Genomic DNA, 14,929 nt, shown 5'->3' with positions numbered 1-14,929 from the left:
ATGGCTCTCCGGTTCACCTTCTCCCCTTGCGGGAGAAGGTGGCGCGAAGCGCCGGATGAGGGGTGCGCGGTGGTGAAGTGTGTCCCTCTTTCGCCCTTCGGGCACCTTCTCGCTCGGGGGGAGAAGGGACAAAGCTCCGGCGCGTCGCGCCAGAAACGTGGCCTCTCATGACCTCCCCCACCGGCACCCGCCTGCACCCCACCGGCCGCCTGATCCCCGCCGATCTCGACGAGGCCCTGGTGCGCGCGGTGGTCGACCTGTTCTATGCCCGCGCCCGCGCCGACGATGTCATCGGCCCGGTGTTCAACCGCGTCATCGCCGGCCCCGACTGGCCCGAGCATCTCGCCACCATTGCCGACTTCTGGTCCTCGATGCTGCTCGGCACCGGTCGCTATTCCGGCCGGCCGATGCCCAGGCACCTGGCGCTGCGTGAGCTGACCGACGCCCATTTCGCCCGCTGGCTCGGGCTGTTCCGCGCAACCGTCACCGAACTCTGCTCCACCGAGACCGCCGCGCTGTTTGTCGATCGTGCCGAACGGGTCGCCCACAGCTTCCGCCTCGGCCTCGCCATCAGCCGCGGCGAGGATTCGACCCGGATCGACATCCTGCGTGCCCCCTGACCGGCGCGACCTTCGGTCGGGTTGCCCGCGCCGCGTCGCGCTGCTTCACTTGGCGGGAGGCACCGCTTTGGCATTCACAAGCCCTCGCCCCTTGTCTCCTCCCTTGCGGGCGGGGGAGAGGGGTGGGGGGTGCAGATGTGACCGGGCGGGAGGCCGTTGAGGAAGAGAGAGCAAACCGGCTCCGCGACACGAGGGAACCATGCCGACCATTTCCATTTCCGGGGCCGAAACCCATCGCCATGCCGCCCGCCGGCTGCGCGAGTCGCTGCCCGGCGCGAGCTTTGTCGAGGTGGGCGGCGACGTCGCCATCACCCTTCGCCTCGATCCGGCGCTGGCCGAGGGCGAGTACCGCATCGCCGCCAGCGGCGCCGCCATCGAGATCGCCGGCGGCCCCTTCTCCGGCGTCATCTACGGCGCCGAGGAAGCGATCACGCGCAGCGCCACCGGCCTCGACCCGGCCGCCTTCGCGACCCCGGTCACCGGCCGGCCGGGCCTTGCCTACCGCACCTTCTGGACCTGGGATCATTCGACCAACTGGGAGCTCTCCCAGATCGGCCAGCAGGAGATCGGTGTCTTCAATCCGTTCCAGAAGCCACCCTCGGGCTTTCTGGCCGACTATCGGCGCCTCGTCGATTTCTGCTCGAGGAACCGCATCGCCGCGATTGTCATCTACGGCTTCCTGCGCGACACGCACGGCGGCATCGAGGCGGCCCAGGAACTCTGCCGCTACGCCAACGAGCGCGGCGTGCGCATCTGCCCCGGCATTGCCATCGGCGCCTATGGCGGCGTCTACTGGGAGGGCAAGCATCGCTACAACCTCAAGACCTGGCTCGACGCCAACCCGCAGCATGCCGCCAGGATGGAAAAGGACATCGGCTTCCAGCTCGCCGACCTCGCCTTCCCGCTCAACTTCCCGCATTCCGACTTCACCGTCACCGCCTGCCCCAGCGCCCCCGAGACCATGGACTGGATGGAGGAGGCGGTGAGCTGGCTCGCCGAAACCTTCGAGATCGGCGGCATCAATATCGAGAGCGGCGACTACGGCGTCTGCGGCTGCGAGAAATGCGTCGCCCGCCGCCGGAACGACGCCGAGGCGGCCCGCCGCAAGGATGCGCACGGCGACAGCTGGTCCCATACCGACATGGCGACCAACTTCCCGCGCCTCTATCGGGCGGCCAAGGCGAAGCGCCCCGACCTCTGGATCTATTGCGAGATGCAGTGGGACAACCTGCTCGATCCGGTCGCCGTCGAGGCGCAGAAGAACCTGCCGCGTGGCGGTATCTACCAGCACACCGCCAACAAGAGCTTCTGGAAGCGCCTGCGGACCGAGTTGCGCCGCGACTATGTCGCTTCCCTCCCCACCCAGCCCAATGTGCTGCGCTGCCAGTTTGCCTGCCAGTGGAACGGCGACGAGCGCACCGAGCGCTACGCCCTCAACGCCCGCACCTTTGCCGACATGGCAACGCGTGGCGCCGAGCTCGGCATGGACGGCCTCACCGTCTGGGGCGAACCCTCGGACTATTTCGGCACGGTGGAACTGAGCTATCTCGCCTTCGCCCGCTTCACCTGGGATCCCGCCCTCACCTGGGAGCAGTTCATCGTTGGCGATCTCGCGCCGCTTCTGGGCGGCGAGGCCCGCGCCCGCCGCTTCGTCGACATCGCCGAGGAGGTCGACGCCCACCAGACGCTGCCGGTGGCGCGCCTGTCGGACCTGCAGGCCGAGGCTCTTGCCGCCATGGCGGCGCTCGACGGCGAACCGGCGCGGCGCTGGCTCACCTTGGGAGAACAGATCGCCCGCCGCCGCTTCATGGGTCGCTAGCGCCGCGGCGCCTGCCCGTTCCCACGCCAGCCTGCCCGGATTTTCCGCACCGGGCGGCGGCGGCGCGACGAGACTGTGCGGCAAGCCGCTCAGGCCATTGCACATTGGCCGCTGGCATGTGAATTGCCCTGCTCAGGCGTGGCGGGAGACGTCCGGGGCGACAGATGCGCCCATTCCTGCCCTGGAGCCGACCATGGCCGACCCTCAAGCCGACCTGCTGCCCATTGTCGTGGTGGGAGCCCACCTTTCGGGCCTGCCCCTCAACCACGAGCTGACCGGCCCCGGTGGCAGCCTTCTCCGTCGGGCCCGCACCGCGCCCGACTACCGGCTCTATGCCTTGCCCGGGACCACGCCACCCAAGCCGGGCCTGCGTCGCGATCCCGGCTTTGCCGGCCCCGGCGTCGAGGTCGAGGTCTGGCAACTGCCGGCCGAGGCCTTCGGCCGCTTCGTGGCACGCATTCCGGCGCCCCTCGGCATCGGCAAGATCGCCCTCGATGACGGCAGTGCCGTCTCCGGCTTCCTGTGCGAGGCGCATGCCCTGGACACGGCCGAGGAAATCACCCGCTTCGGCGGCTGGCGCGCCTATCTCGCGGCAAGGGCCGGCTGACCGCCCCCACCGACGCAGGCCGCATTGACAGCCGGTGTCCGGCAGTGATCCGCTCGGCGGCAAGGAGTGACCGCATGCCCGTCTTTGCCCTCGATGACCGCACGCCGCGCCTGCCCGCCGGCTTCTGCTTTGTTGCCGACACCGCCATTCTCGTCGGCGACGTCATCCTCGGGGAGGAGGTCGGCATCTGGTTCGGCGCCGTGCTGCGCGGCGACAACGAACCGATCACCATCGGTCGGGGCAGCAATATCCAGGAGCTTTCCGTGCTCCACACCGACATGGGCTTTCCCCTGGCGATCGGCGCCGGCTGCACCATCGGCCACCGCGCCATCCTGCATGGCTGCAGCATCGGGGACAATTCGCTCGTCGGCATGGGGGCCACCATCCTCAACGGCGCCCGCATCGGTCGCAACTGCCTCGTCGGCGCCAATGCGCTGGTCACCGAGGGCAAGGACATTGCCGATGGCAGCCTCGTCGTCGGCATGCCCGCCCGGGTCGTGCGCCCCCTCACCGAGGCCGAGATCGCCGGCCTCGAGCGCTCCGCCACCCACTATGTCGAGAATGCCCGCCGCTTCGCCGCCGGCATGCGACCGATCGGCTGACCGCCTCGATGGCTTCCCTCGCGTCACCCGGTGACGGTCCGGCCGCTTTCCTCGCAGGGACCGATTTCGACGACCAGTGATCCAGCAGTTAGCCGGACCTCCGGCAGGTCCCTGACACGGTCGCGCGCGCCGATCAGTACCTCCCGAACGCGTCTCGGAATCGAGGGCAGATCGCCATCCTCGTAATAACCGAGCGCCATCAGGGCCGTGCGAGGTTCGGCGCGGAACATCGCCTTGAAAGCGCTGAGCGCCTTGGGCAGATCAGCGCCGGCTGACAGCATGGCTGCGATGTCGAGATAGTCCTTCGCTTCCGCCCGATCGAGGATCGCCTTCAGCTTGGTTGTCATCAGGTCGTCCAGCGAGGCGACGAGCATCGCGCCATCCCGCGACTGCAGGGGGGGATTGACCCGCCCGAACCCGATGCTGCCGAAGAACGCTACCTTTACTTCCCCGGAAGGCACGCTCGCCGAGACCACGAGCGTCTCGGGCTCGTCCTGGATCGGCGTAGCGTCGGCGATGAACGGCATGGCCGCCCTGATGGCCTGTTTGTCCAAGGGACCTGCGCTGAAGAAATCGAAGTCCACCGACTGCCGATGCCCCAGGTGCAGCGCGATCGCAGTGCCGTCGTAGAGAGCAAAGCCCAGCCGTGCGGCGGGTCTCAGCGCTTCCCAAGTCTCCAGCTGCGCGGGGGGGAGGACCCCGAACTTCGGGTCAAAGCATGCCGGCATGGGCAAAGGTCCGACGCGGCCGCCGCTCGGGAATGTCGGCCTCCCCCGAAACGTGCAGTCGACCGCGCCAGAAGCTCCACGAGCGATCGTCGAACCATCCCGGGGCGGACGTCCGCATCACCCGGCCGAGGACATCCGGTCGCACGATCGATTCCATCTTTCGGATGTCGTCATAGGTACCGAAACGCATGATCTGCGCGAGCATCCGATCACTCGAATGTCCATCGGCAGCGATCGACTCCCACCACAGGTAGCGGCGCGCCATGTCCTCGATGACATGCCTGACATCCGCTGAAAGCTCCGCTTCACCCATTGTTCGATACTACACCGAACGGCGGTCCAAATCCACGCAATCAGGTCCGCGCCATCTCTCGTCGCGGCCCCCCGGAGTTCCCGGCCGTCTGCCGCGAACGCCCCGTTACGCCGCCCCCAGGTCGATCGCCGTGATGTGCCAGCGGCCGAGATTGGCCGTGTAGAGCGTGTTGCCCTTGAGCGCGATGTTCGTCGGGTGCGCCATCACCGTCGCCGCCGGGTCCTCGATCAGCGTCTCGAGCGCGCCACCGGGCCGGACACGATAGATCCGGCTTGGTTCATAACACGATATGTATAGTGTCCCGTCCGGGGCGAAGGCGAGCCCGTCCGGCACGGTGTCGACGCCGCTCACCGCCACCCGCGCCGCTCCCGCCGAGCCGTCGGCGTTGATCGGCACGTAGCTGACCTGGCTGCGGTCGCTCTCCACCACGTAGAGCCCCTGGCCGTCCGGCGCCATCGCCATGCCGTTGGCGAAGTCCATCGGCGAGGTGCTCCATACCCCGCCCTCGCCGGTTCTCAGGTCGTAGCGGAACACGCCCGGCCCGATATTGTTGTTGCCGCGGCTGTCGGAGACGTAGAGCACGCCTCGCTGCTCGTCGACCACCGGATAGTTGGGCACGAGGATGCCGGAACTGGCGAACTTCTCCACGGCACCGCGCCCCGCATCGTAGCGGAACACCGCTGCGTGCCTGAGGTCGCAGATGTAGCAATTGCCGGCGCTGTCGAAGGCGATGCCGAGGGCGAAGCCGTTGGTCGTTCCCATGCGGGTGACCCGGCTGCCATCCGCCTCGATCCGCAGCAGGTCGCCCCACTCCGTGCCGCACCAGACCGATCCGTCCGCGTGCACCGCGACGCCCTCCGGGTGTGCCACGCGCGGCTCGGTGAAGATGCCGTCGAAGAACACCCGCGCTGCCGTCTTGCTCAGGACATTTGGCATCCCTGCCTCCTCCGCCTCAGAGGCTCTCCGCCTCGATCCGATAACGCGTTATGAACAGCTCCCCGGCGCGGAACGCGCGGGCCGTCGGCGTCCCCGCTTTCGCGATGGGATTGTCGGCCAGCGCCGTTGCCGGGCCCAGCCCGAAGGGCGAGCAGATCGGTTCCATGCCGAGCGCCACGTGCCGCCCGCTCCACGGCGCCGCCTGCCGGCCGCGGTTCGAGTACCAGAGCAGCAGGCTCGGGAAGTGCTCGGGGTTCCACTTGAGCCGTACCCGGTAGCCCTCGGCCTCGTTGGCCAGCGCCACCTCGCCGGCGATGTCGTTGAGCTGCAGCAGTTCCTCGGTGTCCACCGCCAGCGGCACGCGGCTGGCATCGGTGGTGCCGCCGGCCCGCGCCGGCACCCGGGCGAGGCTGGAGAAGCCCTGGTCGAGCGCGAACACCTCGCGCCCCGGCTCGACGCTGCCCGGATAGGTCCGACCCTCGCGGAACCGGCCCGGCTCGATCCGCGCCCCGCCCGCCGCGGCCGGCAGCCGCAGGGTCGGATGGAGGCCGAACGGCAGCCGGCAGTCCCGCCGGGCCTTCACCGTCAGCATGATGTCCACCGCCGGCGCCTTGGGATCGGGCGTCACCGTGCGCTCCAGCCGCTCGATCGGGTTGTCTCGCGGGTAGTCGATCGAGAGCCTCAGGCTCTCCGCATCGCTCGGCTCCCAGGTCCAGTTATGGTTCGAGCTGTGCCCGTGCACCTCTTCATCCGCCGCCGCCGGCTCCATCAGCCTGGCCCAGGGCTCGGGCGCGCCGTCGCCGGGGACCGAATAGCCGAACGGCACGCAGGGCCACTCGCCCCTGAGCCGTTGCAGGATCCCCGGCAGGTGCTCGGTGCCCGGCGCCCCGGCCCAGGGCGAAACCTGCATCGGGCTCACCTGCCGGCCGTCGGCGAGCAGGAACGTCACCGGCGCCAGCATCGCGGCGTGCCGCTGCACCGTCAGCGCGCCATGCGCCCAGCCCAGCCCGCGGAATCCGTCCCCGTTGCTCACGCAGAGCCTCCCTTTGCCTTGGCGGCGGCCCGTTCGGCGCTCTTGCGCGCAAAGGCCTGCACCCGCTCCTGCCCCGTCTCGCTGCGATAGAGCGCCGTCACCAGCGCCTGCTCCGCCGCAAGGCCCTTGTCCATTTCGCCCGCCGCCGCCATCGCGGTCAGCTGCTTCAGCCCCTCGATCGCCGCCGGCGGCTCCGCCGCGATCGTCTCGGCCAGCGCCAGCGCTTGCGCGAGCAGCGCCTCGGCCGGCACGATCTCGTTGACCAGGCCGCTCGCCACGAAGTCCTCCGCCGGCACGATCGCGCCGGTCATCAGCAGGAAGTTGGCGCGGTTCCGCCCGAGCTTGGCGACGCTGCGCTGCGTCCCGCCGCCGCCCGGCACCAGCCCGATCTTGATCTCGGGCAGGCCCAGCTTCGCCCCCGCCGCGGCGACGACCAGGTCGCAGCACAGCACCAGTTCGAACCCGCCCCCCAGCGCGAAGCCGTTGACCGCGGCGATCACCGGTTTGCGGTTCTCCTCGACGCTGCGATACATCCAGGCGCCGCGCTCCTGGAAGGCGTCGAATTCCGGCCCGGTCTGCGCCGCGTATTCCTTGATGTCGGCCCCGGCCATGAAGCCCCGGCCCTCGCCGGTGAGAACGATCGCCCCGATCCCGGCATCGGCCGACAGCGATTCCATCGCCGCGATGATCTCGCCCTGCATCGCCCGGTTCATCGCGTTGAGCTGATCGGCGCGGCGGAAGGTGACCAGCGCCACCCGCCCCCGCCGCTCGACCGTCAGCGTCTCGAACGCGGCCATGCTCACGCCTCTGCCACCGTCATGTCGCCGGCCGCCTCGAGCGCCGCGATCTCCTCGGCCGAAAGCCCGAACTCGGCGAGGATCTCGCGTCCGTGCTGGCCGACCAGCGGGGCCGGCCGCTCGATCGTGGGTGGCGTCTCGCTCATCCGGATGGCCGGCGCCGCCACCCGCACCGTCCCGGCGCGCGGATGTTCATAGGATGTTATCATACCCATGAACCTGACCTGCGGGTCTTCCGAGGCCTGCCGGATGTCGTTGACCCCGGCGCACCAGATATCGGCGGCCAGGAGCTTCTCCAGCAGCTCGTCCTTGTCGAAGCGACGCGTCTCCGCGTTCACCTTCTCCCAGACCTCGTCGCGCTTCCTGAACAGCGTCTCGAGATCGTCGTAGACGGCGAGCTGCGGCGCCCCCAGCGTATCGTAGAGCGTCTTGAACGGGCTCATCGCGATCGACACATGGCCGCCGTCGCGCGTTTCGTAGACCCCGAACGGCGCCTGCATGCCGGGGTGGCCGATGCCCGAATTGGGCCGCACGAAATCCCGGCCGAGATTGAGCACGCCGACGAACTCCTGCCCCAGATGCGCGATCAGGCCGGCCAGCAGGTTCACCTCGATCTTCTGCCCCTTGCCGGTCTTTTCCCGATAGTAGAGCGCCGACAGGATGCCGTAGACCATGTTCATCGCGCCGATCTGGTCGGCGAGCCCCGCCCCCGCCGGGATCGGCGGCCCGTCGCCGCGCCCGGTATTGGCCGAGAGCCCGGCGAGTCCCTGGATCAGCATGTCCTGGCCCGGCCGGTCGACATAGGGCCCGGCCTCGCCGTACCCCGAGCCGGAGCAGTAGATGATGCGCGGGTTCACCGCCCTGAAGTCGTCATAGCCGTAGCCGAGCTTGGCGAGGACGCCGGGCCGGAAGTTCTGCACCACCACGTCGGCCGATTTCGCCATCTCCATGATGATCTCGTGCACCCGCCGGCTCTTCAGGTTGAGGGCAATCGAGCGCTTGTTGCGGTTCCAGGCGAGAAAGTTCGGGCTTTCCGACCCGCCCACCCACTTGGCGAAGAAGGTCATGGTGCGGAACATGTCGCCGCCGCCCGCCCGCTCGACCTTGATGACATTGGCGCCCATGTCGGCGAGCAGCTGCGTCGCGAACGGCCCCTGCAGCAGGTGGCTGAAATCGAGGATGGTGACGCCTTCGAGGGCCTTGTTCATGGCAATCGATACCTGGTTATGACTCTAGACGAGGTCGGGCACGAAACGCGGGGCCGCGGTCAGTCCGCCGTCGACCTTGAGGTCGATGCCGGTGGTGAAGCCTGCCGCGTCGCTCGCAAGGTAGACGGCGGCCTCCGCCACCTCCTCGGGAAACCCGATGCGCCCGATCGGATGCATCTTCACCCAGGCCCGCGCCACATGGTCGCCGAGTTCGCGGATCACCTGCTCATTCATCGGCGTGTTGATGGTGCCCGGCGAGATCGAGTTGATGCGCACATTGTGCGGCCCGAATTCCACCGCCATCTGCCGGCTCATCGACATCACCGCACCCTTGGCGCCGGCATAGGCCGTCCAGCCGTCGAGCCCGATATGGCCCTGCGCCGATGCCATGTTGATGATCGAACCCGATTTCTGTGCGATCATCTGCCTCAGCGCATGCTTGCAGCCGCGGAACACGCTGGTCAGGTTGATGTTGATCAGCTTGTGCCACTGCTCGTCGGTCATTTCGTAGACCGGCATGCCGCCAATGGCGATCGCCGCGTTGTTGACCAGCACGTCGATCCGCCCGGTCTTGTTCACCGCCCCCTCGATCAGCGCCTTGATGTCGGCGTCCGAACCCACGTCGCAATGCACGTACTCGGCCCTGCCGCCCGCCTTGACGATCGCCTCCGCCGCGGCGCGGCCCTTGGCGTCGTCGATGTCGGAGAGGAACACCGTCGCACCCTCGCGCGCCATTGCCTGGCTGATCGCATGTCCGATGCCGTCGGCACCGCCGGTCACCACCGCGACCTTGCCTTCGAGACGTCCCATGGTCTTCCTCCCTACTGCCGGCGGCGCTTCAGTTCGTCGAAGGCCACTGCCGCGATGATGATGAGGCCGGTGATCACCAGCTGCCACTCGGTGGCGATGTTGAGCATGCCCAGCCCGTTGGAGAGAAAGGCGAGGATCAGCACCCCGAGCGCCACGCCCAGGAGGCTCCCCACCCCGCCGGCGAGGCTGACCCCGCCCAGCACCACGGCGGCCACCACCTGGAACTCGAAGCCGAGCCCGGCGACGTGTACCGCCGAGCCGAGCCGCGACGAGAGCAGGATGCCGGAGATGCCGGCGAGCAGCGAGCAGATTACGAAGGCGGCGAACTTCAGCCGCTTGACGTTGTAGCCGGCGAGCCGGGCCACCTCCGGGTTGCCGCCCACCGCGTAGATCTGCCGGCCGAACGGGCGATGCCGCATCAGGTAGACGAAGGCTACCAGCAGCACCAGCGCCACCAGTGCCGGATAGGGCACGGTGCCGAGCAGCCGGCCATTGCCCATCTGGTAGAAGGTCTCGAGCTGCAGGTCGTCCGAGATCGCCTTCTGCCCGGTATAGAGGTAGATGCCGCCGCGGATGACGAACATCGTGCCGAGCGTCACGATCAGCGAGTTGATGCCCAGGTAGGCCGCCAGGTAGCCGTTGACGATGCCGACGCCGAGCGCCAGCAGCAGCGCCGAGGCGATGCCCAGTTCGAGCGAACCGGTCTGGTTCATCACCACCACCAGCGGCAGGCCCACGGCGCCCACCAGCGAGCCGATCGACACGTCGATCTCGCCGGCCAGCACCACGACGCCGATGCCGATGCCGGCGATCATGGCGAGCGACGCCTGCCCCAGCACATTGGTGATGTTGCGCGTGGTGAGGAACGTCCCCGAGGCGAACGAGAAGAACACGATCAGCAAAACGAGGCAGGCGAGCAGCACCGTCTCGTTGCGCCGGAACAGCGCCCGCACCAGCTCGGCGGGGCGTTTCGGCCCCGCGGCGGCCGAAAGGCTAGGCGATTGCGGCATTGAGAATGGCCTCCTGCGTTGCCCCTTCGCGGTCCATCACCGCCGTGATCCGACCTTCGGCCATCACCGCGATGCGGTCGCTGAGCCCGAGCAGTTCCGGCATTTCCGAGGTCATCATGATCACCGCCAGGCCCTCGCCTGCCAGGCGGTCGATCAGCGCGAAGATCTCGGACTTGGCTCCCACGTCGATGCCGCGGGTCGGTTCATCGACGACGATCACCTTGAGGCCCCGCATCAGCCAGCGCGCCAGCAGCACCTTCTGCTGGTTGCCGCCCGACAGGTTCTTGATCTGCTGGTTGAGCGACGGCGTCCGCACCCGGAAGCGGTCGACGAACTGCTGCACCGCACTGCGCTCCCGCCCCTCGTCGACGAAACCGGCCTTCGCGAAGTCCTCGAGCGCGGCGAGGCTGGTGTTCTGCAGTACCGGCAGTTCCAGCATCAGCCCCTCGGTCTTGCGGTCCTCGGTCAGCAGCCCGATGCCGAGCCCGACTCCGGTCCGCGTGTCGTGCGGCACGAGCGGCGTTCCGCCGATGCTGATCCGCCCGGTGCGGATCGGATCGAAGCCGACGATTGCCTTGGCGAGTTCGGTGCGACCGGCCCCCATCAGGCCGAAAAAGCCCAGCACCTCGCCGGCCTTGGCCTCGAAGCTCACGTCCCTGAGCTTGTCGGTCGAGAGCCCCTCGACCTTCACCACCACGTCGCCCCGCGCCCCGCCCCGTTCGCGCGGGAACAGGTTGTCGATCTTGCGCCCGATCATGTCCTGGATCAGGCTGTCATGGGTATGCGCGCCGATCGGCCGCGTCGAGATGTGCCGTCCGTCGCGCAGCACCGTCACGGTGTCGGCGATCTCGAACACCTCATCGAGCTTGTGCGTCACGTAGAGCACCGCGATGCCGAGCGAGGTCAGCCGGCGGATGACGGTGAACAGCAGCGCCACCTCGTTGGGCGTCAGCGAGGAGGTCGGCTCGTCCATCACCACGATGCGGGCCTCGTGCGCCAGCGCCCGCGCGATCTCCACCATCTGCTGCTGGCTGACCGGCAGGTTGCCGACCTTGGCGGCCGGATCGACGTCGAAGCCGAGCCGCGCGAACAGCGCCGCCGCCTCCTTGCGGATGGTCGACCAGCGGATCGACCCCAGCCCGTTGACCGGGTATTCCTCGAGAAAGATGTTCTCGGCGACGGTGAATTCCGAGATCAGCGCGATCTCCTGGAACACCACCTTGATGCCGGCGCGCAGGGCGTCGCGCGGCGAGCGGAGGTCCGCCTCCGCCCCGCCGATGCGCACCGTGCCGGCGTCCCGCTGGTAGACCCCGGCGAGAATCTTGATCAGCGTCGACTTGCCGGCGCCGTTCTCGCCCATCAGGGCGTGCACCTTTCCCGGCTCGAGCGTCAGGTCGACATTCTCGAGCGCCAGCACGCCCGGGAAGCGCTTGCCGATCCCGGCCATCTCGAGGGCCGGACCGGCGGGCCGCACCACGGCGGCGGTGGCGGCGTCAGCGGGCATTGGCGCGGCTCCGGATCAGGTCGAGATAGGTCGCGACGATGATCACGACGCCGGGCACCACCATCTGCAGGTTCTGGTCCCAGCGCAGGATGATGATGCCGTTGTCGATCACCTTCAGCACCAGCACCCCGAGCAGCGTGCCGATCAGCGTTCCGCGCCCGCCGAGGAGACTGGTGCCGCCCAGGATCACCGCGGCGATCACCGTCAGCTCGAAGCCGCGCCCGGCCGTGGGCTGGCCGGCATTCATCAGCGAGGTGAGGATCAGCCCGGCCAGTCCGGTGAGCAGCCCGGTGACCAAGAAGACCAGCAGCTTCAGCCGCTCGGGCCGGATGCCCGAGAGCCGGGCCGCCTTCTGGTTGGCGCCCACCGCGTAGATGTAGCGGCCGATCGTGGTGTAGCGCAGCACGATGAACGCGGCGACGAACACCACCGCGGCGATGATCACCGGGATCGGCACCGGCCCGACATAGCCGGTCGAGATCTCGGTGAACGCGACCTGCTGGTGCTTGTTCTGCACCGCTTCGCGCGAATAGAGAAACACGCTGCCCTGCAGGATCATCATGGTCGCGATCGTGGCGATCAGCGAGTTGACCCTGAGGCGGGTGACGACGAGGCCGTTGAACAGCCCCACCGCGCCCCCGAACAGGATGCCCGCGAGCACCCCGAGCGCCACGCTGCCCGTCTTGTTGGTGACATCCATCGCCACGACGCCGGAGAAGGCCAGCGACGCGCCCACCGACAGGTCGACCTCGGCGGCGATAAGCAGCATGGTCATGCCGGCCGCCACGATCAGCACCAGCGAACACTGCCTGAGGATCGCGATGATGTTCTCGACCGAATAGAACTGCGGCGAGCCCAGCGAGATGCCGATGCACAGCAGGACCAGGAGGCCGAGCAGCACGATCTGGCTGTTCTCGGCGAGCCGGCCGAGGGCGGGCGCGGGTCTGGCCGCTTGGGTGGGTTCGCTCATCTTCTGCCCGGACAATCGAAAGAGGCCGGGATGCCCAGGAGAGGCACCCCGGCCAAGCCTTGGGAGGCTAGCTTATAGGTCGGCGGCCGTCTTCATGCACTTGTCGGCCGGAACCACGGCATTGACCGTGTCCCAGTTGATCGTGCGGGTGGTGCCTTCGACCGAGTAGTACTGCTTCCAGCTGTCGGTGCCGACCATTGGAGTGGTAGGCGACACGATGTGCGCCGGCACGGCTTCGTTGTTGAACAGCTTAACGGCCGCGTCGATCGAGGTGAAGCCCACCTTCTCGGGGAACATCGCCGCTTCGATCTGGTAGCTCGGCTCGGTCGCCATCATGTTGATGAAGCCCAGGCCTTCGCCGCCGGTGCCGACGACCAGCAGGCCGTCCTGCGACTTGCCGGCTGCCTTCCAGGCCTGCAGGCCGCCCTGCGAGGACGAGTCGTTGATGCCGTAGATGATGTTGATGTCGCCGTTCTGGGCGAGCGCGGCGGCCGAGACTTCCAGCGAGCGGTCCGGATTGCCGCCGCCGTCGAGGTCATGCACCATCGTGGCATCGGGCAGGATGGTCTTGAGGCCATCCATGAAGCCATTGGAGCGCAGCACCGTCGCCGAGAGCAGCGGCAGGCCGACATTCATCACCTTGGCGACGCCGCCGAGCTTGTCGCGGGCATATTCGCCCGCCGCAACGCCGGCATGGTAGCCGGTGTCGTAGTCGCAGATGGCGACCATGGTGGTCATGCCGGAAACCGGATTGCCCTCGAGCACGAGCGGCACGCCGTCTTCCTTGGCGCGACGGACGAGCGGCACGGCGCCTTCCTCGTTCACCGGCGTGATGATCAGTACGTCCACGCCCTGCGCCATGAAGTCCTCGGCGGCCGAGACCATGCGGGCGACGTCGAGATTGGCGTCACGCACTTCGAACTCGATGCCGAGCTGGCCGGCGCGGTCCTGCATGCCCTTGATGACGTTCTGGTACCACTCGTGCGTGGCGTAGTTCGTCACGTAGCCGATCTTCTTGGGCGTTTCGGCCGAGATTGCCGAAGCGGTCATGACCGCGAGCGCGGCCGAGGTTGCGAGCAGGCTGGCTAGAAATTTCGTCACTGTGATCCTCCCCATTCGGGTCTCCTGCGGCTCGGTCCTGCCCGGCCGGCGGCGCATTCCGCCCGATCCGGCAGCCATTGCCGTCCACCGGCCATTGACCGGATGTGGCTACTAATATATTAGTGAACGTCACTTGTCCAGCGCTCGAGGCGCGGCTGCTACGAATGTTTGAGAACTCGCCACCGCCGACGCTGAAGCCGCGCTCGACCGCTCAGAACGTCTATGAGCTGTTGCGCGGCGACATCGTGCTCGGCGTGCTGAAGCCGCTCGAGGCCATTCGGGAGGCGGAAATCGCCCAGCAGCTGGGGGTCTCGCGCACCCCGGTACGCGAGGCGCTGCTGCGCCTCGCCAATCTGGGGCTGGTCGACATCTACCCCCAGTCCGGCACGCGCGTCGCCCCCATCCGGCTCGAGAAGGTCCGCGCCGCCCAGCTGATTCGCGAGGCCGTCGAGGTCGAGGTGGTGCGCCGCGCCTGCCGAACCATCACCGAACGCCAGCTCGATGGCCTGCGGCACCTGATCGAGGACCAGACGGTCGCCTTCACCCGCGGCGACAACCGGCGCCTGTTTGAGCTCGACGAGGAGTTCCACCGGATGATCTACGCCGCCGCCGGCCTCTCGGCCGTCGCCGACGAACTCGAGGATCTCAAGGTCCACCTCAACCGGCTCCGCTACGTCTCGGTCAACTGGCCGCGCGGCGGCGACAAGATCACCGGCGAGCATTCCGACATCCTTGCCGCCCTTGTGGCGCGCGACGAGGCCGCCGCCGCGTCCGCCATGACCCATCATCTCAGGGCCGTGCTGCCCGTGCTCGACCGCCTGGCCGGCGGCGACGCGCCCTCGACCCTCTGATCCGCTTGCTGGAGTCCGCC

Annotated in this window: 15 protein-coding genes and 1 pseudogene; 5 read left to right on the top strand and 11 right to left on the bottom strand. The window is 68.2% G+C overall.

Going from position 1 to position 14,929, the window contains the following annotated elements; all coding sequences use genetic code 11:
* Nucleotides 1-167 precede the first annotated feature (167 nt).
* The 4 genes and pseudogenes from ACE3TU_RS01130 (at nt 168) to ACE3TU_RS01115 (ending at nt 3,648) form a co-directional block, all read left to right on the top strand.
* Nucleotides 168-620 carry a group III truncated hemoglobin gene (locus ACE3TU_RS01130; protein WP_374619098.1) on the top strand — a complete coding sequence of 151 codons (453 nt, stop codon included), beginning with the start codon at nt 168-170 and terminating at the stop codon, nt 618-620.
* A gap of 199 nt (nt 621-819) precedes the next feature.
* The gene (locus ACE3TU_RS01125) at nt 820-2,439 is read left to right on the top strand and encodes a hypothetical protein (protein WP_374619096.1); all 1,620 of its coding nucleotides are present in this window, start codon (nt 820-822) and stop codon (nt 2,437-2,439) included.
* 202 nt (nt 2,440-2,641) lie between these two features.
* Nucleotides 2,642-3,046, top strand: a pseudogene (locus ACE3TU_RS01120) (allophanate hydrolase); the annotation flags it as partial.
* 74 nt (nt 3,047-3,120) lie between these two features.
* Nucleotides 3,121-3,648 carry a gamma carbonic anhydrase family protein gene (locus ACE3TU_RS01115; RefSeq protein WP_374619093.1) on the top strand — a complete coding sequence of 176 codons (528 nt, stop codon included), beginning with the start codon at nt 3,121-3,123 and terminating at the stop codon, nt 3,646-3,648.
* 23 nt (nt 3,649-3,671) lie between these two features.
* Here the strand turns inward: ACE3TU_RS01115 and ACE3TU_RS01110 are convergent, their stop codons facing one another.
* The 11 genes from ACE3TU_RS01110 to ACE3TU_RS01060 all read right to left on the bottom strand — a co-directional run bounded on the left by ACE3TU_RS01110 (nt 3,672) and on the right by ACE3TU_RS01060 (nt 14,058).
* Nucleotides 3,672-4,376 carry a nucleotidyl transferase AbiEii/AbiGii toxin family protein gene (locus tag ACE3TU_RS01110; protein WP_374619148.1) on the bottom strand — a complete coding sequence of 235 codons (705 nt, stop codon included), beginning with the start codon at nt 4,374-4,376 and terminating at the stop codon, nt 3,672-3,674.
* Nucleotides 4,360-4,689, bottom strand: a complete 330-nt coding sequence (locus ACE3TU_RS01105) for a hypothetical protein (protein WP_374619091.1) — start codon at nt 4,687-4,689, stop codon at nt 4,360-4,362. The genes ACE3TU_RS01110 and ACE3TU_RS01105 overlap by 17 nt, the downstream gene beginning before the upstream one ends.
* A gap of 105 nt (nt 4,690-4,794) precedes the next feature.
* The gene (locus tag ACE3TU_RS01100) at nt 4,795-5,625 is read right to left on the bottom strand and encodes an SMP-30/gluconolactonase/LRE family protein (RefSeq protein ID WP_374619089.1); all 831 of its coding nucleotides are present in this window, start codon (nt 5,623-5,625) and stop codon (nt 4,795-4,797) included.
* A gap of 16 nt (nt 5,626-5,641) precedes the next feature.
* A complete protein-coding gene (locus tag ACE3TU_RS01095) occupies nt 5,642-6,658 on the bottom strand; it encodes a hypothetical protein (RefSeq protein ID WP_374619086.1) in 1,017 nt (338 codons plus the stop codon).
* Nucleotides 6,655-7,455, bottom strand: coding sequence for an enoyl-CoA hydratase/isomerase family protein (locus tag ACE3TU_RS01090; protein ID WP_374619084.1), 801 nt, complete (start codon nt 7,453-7,455; stop codon nt 6,655-6,657). Before ACE3TU_RS01090 ends, ACE3TU_RS01095 begins: the two co-directional genes overlap by 4 nt.
* A gap of 2 nt (nt 7,456-7,457) precedes the next feature.
* The gene (locus ACE3TU_RS01085; RefSeq protein WP_374619081.1) at nt 7,458-8,663 is read right to left on the bottom strand and encodes a CaiB/BaiF CoA transferase family protein; all 1,206 of its coding nucleotides are present in this window, start codon (nt 8,661-8,663) and stop codon (nt 7,458-7,460) included.
* A 24-nt stretch (nt 8,664-8,687) separates the two neighbouring features.
* A complete protein-coding gene (locus ACE3TU_RS01080; protein ID WP_374619079.1) occupies nt 8,688-9,473 on the bottom strand; it encodes an SDR family NAD(P)-dependent oxidoreductase in 786 nt (261 codons plus the stop codon).
* Nucleotides 9,474-9,484: 11 nt separating this feature from the next.
* Nucleotides 9,485-10,483, bottom strand: coding sequence for an ABC transporter permease (locus tag ACE3TU_RS01075; RefSeq protein WP_374619076.1), 999 nt, complete (start codon nt 10,481-10,483; stop codon nt 9,485-9,487).
* A complete protein-coding gene (locus tag ACE3TU_RS01070; protein WP_374619073.1) occupies nt 10,467-11,987 on the bottom strand; it encodes a sugar ABC transporter ATP-binding protein in 1,521 nt (506 codons plus the stop codon). Before ACE3TU_RS01070 ends, ACE3TU_RS01075 begins: the two co-directional genes overlap by 17 nt.
* Complete coding sequence (locus ACE3TU_RS01065; protein WP_374619071.1) at nt 11,977-12,957, bottom strand: ABC transporter permease; 981 nt, start codon at nt 12,955-12,957, stop codon at nt 11,977-11,979. Before ACE3TU_RS01065 ends, ACE3TU_RS01070 begins: the two co-directional genes overlap by 11 nt.
* 72 nt (nt 12,958-13,029) lie before the next feature.
* On the bottom strand, nt 13,030-14,058 hold the full coding sequence (locus ACE3TU_RS01060) for a sugar ABC transporter substrate-binding protein (RefSeq protein ID WP_374619069.1): 1,029 nt from the start codon (nt 14,056-14,058) through the stop codon (nt 13,030-13,032).
* Between the two features lie 164 nt (nt 14,059-14,222).
* Between ACE3TU_RS01060 and ACE3TU_RS01055 the strand changes: the two genes are divergently transcribed.
* Nucleotides 14,223-14,909, top strand: a complete 687-nt coding sequence (locus tag ACE3TU_RS01055) for a GntR family transcriptional regulator (protein WP_374619067.1) — start codon at nt 14,223-14,225, stop codon at nt 14,907-14,909.
* Nucleotides 14,910-14,929: the final 20 nt, after the last annotated feature.

This window comes from Devosia sp. (assembly GCF_041917035.1).
GTDB lineage: Bacteria > Pseudomonadota > Alphaproteobacteria > Rhizobiales > Devosiaceae > Devosia_A.
Note: the sequence above shows the minus strand (reverse complement) of the source record. Positions and strands in the feature narration are given on the sequence as shown.

Coding starts and splice junctions, on each gene's coding strand:
- ACE3TU_RS01065 (WP_374619071.1), bottom strand. CDS start 12,957: ATGAGCGAACCCACCCAAGCGGCCAGACCCGCGCCCGCCCTCGGCCGG.
- ACE3TU_RS01085 (WP_374619081.1), bottom strand. CDS start 8,663: ATGAACAAGGCCCTCGAAGGCGTCACCATCCTCGATTTCAGCCACCTG.
- ACE3TU_RS01105 (WP_374619091.1), bottom strand. CDS start 4,689: ATGGGTGAAGCGGAGCTTTCAGCGGATGTCAGGCATGTCATCGAGGAC.
- ACE3TU_RS01090 (WP_374619084.1), bottom strand. CDS start 7,455: ATGGCCGCGTTCGAGACGCTGACGGTCGAGCGGCGGGGGCGGGTGGCG.
- ACE3TU_RS01055 (WP_374619067.1), top strand. CDS start 14,223: ATGTTTGAGAACTCGCCACCGCCGACGCTGAAGCCGCGCTCGACCGCT.
- ACE3TU_RS01125 (WP_374619096.1), top strand. CDS start 820: ATGCCGACCATTTCCATTTCCGGGGCCGAAACCCATCGCCATGCCGCC.
- ACE3TU_RS01115 (WP_374619093.1), top strand. CDS start 3,121: ATGCCCGTCTTTGCCCTCGATGACCGCACGCCGCGCCTGCCCGCCGGC.
- ACE3TU_RS01070 (WP_374619073.1), bottom strand. CDS start 11,987: ATGCCCGCTGACGCCGCCACCGCCGCCGTGGTGCGGCCCGCCGGTCCG.
- ACE3TU_RS01080 (WP_374619079.1), bottom strand. CDS start 9,473: ATGGGACGTCTCGAAGGCAAGGTCGCGGTGGTGACCGGCGGTGCCGAC.
- ACE3TU_RS01130 (WP_374619098.1), top strand. CDS start 168: ATGACCTCCCCCACCGGCACCCGCCTGCACCCCACCGGCCGCCTGATC.
- ACE3TU_RS01100 (WP_374619089.1), bottom strand. CDS start 5,625: ATGCCAAATGTCCTGAGCAAGACGGCAGCGCGGGTGTTCTTCGACGGC.
- ACE3TU_RS01075 (WP_374619076.1), bottom strand. CDS start 10,483: ATGCCGCAATCGCCTAGCCTTTCGGCCGCCGCGGGGCCGAAACGCCCC.
- ACE3TU_RS01110 (WP_374619148.1), bottom strand. CDS start 4,376: ATGCCGGCATGCTTTGACCCGAAGTTCGGGGTCCTCCCCCCCGCGCAG.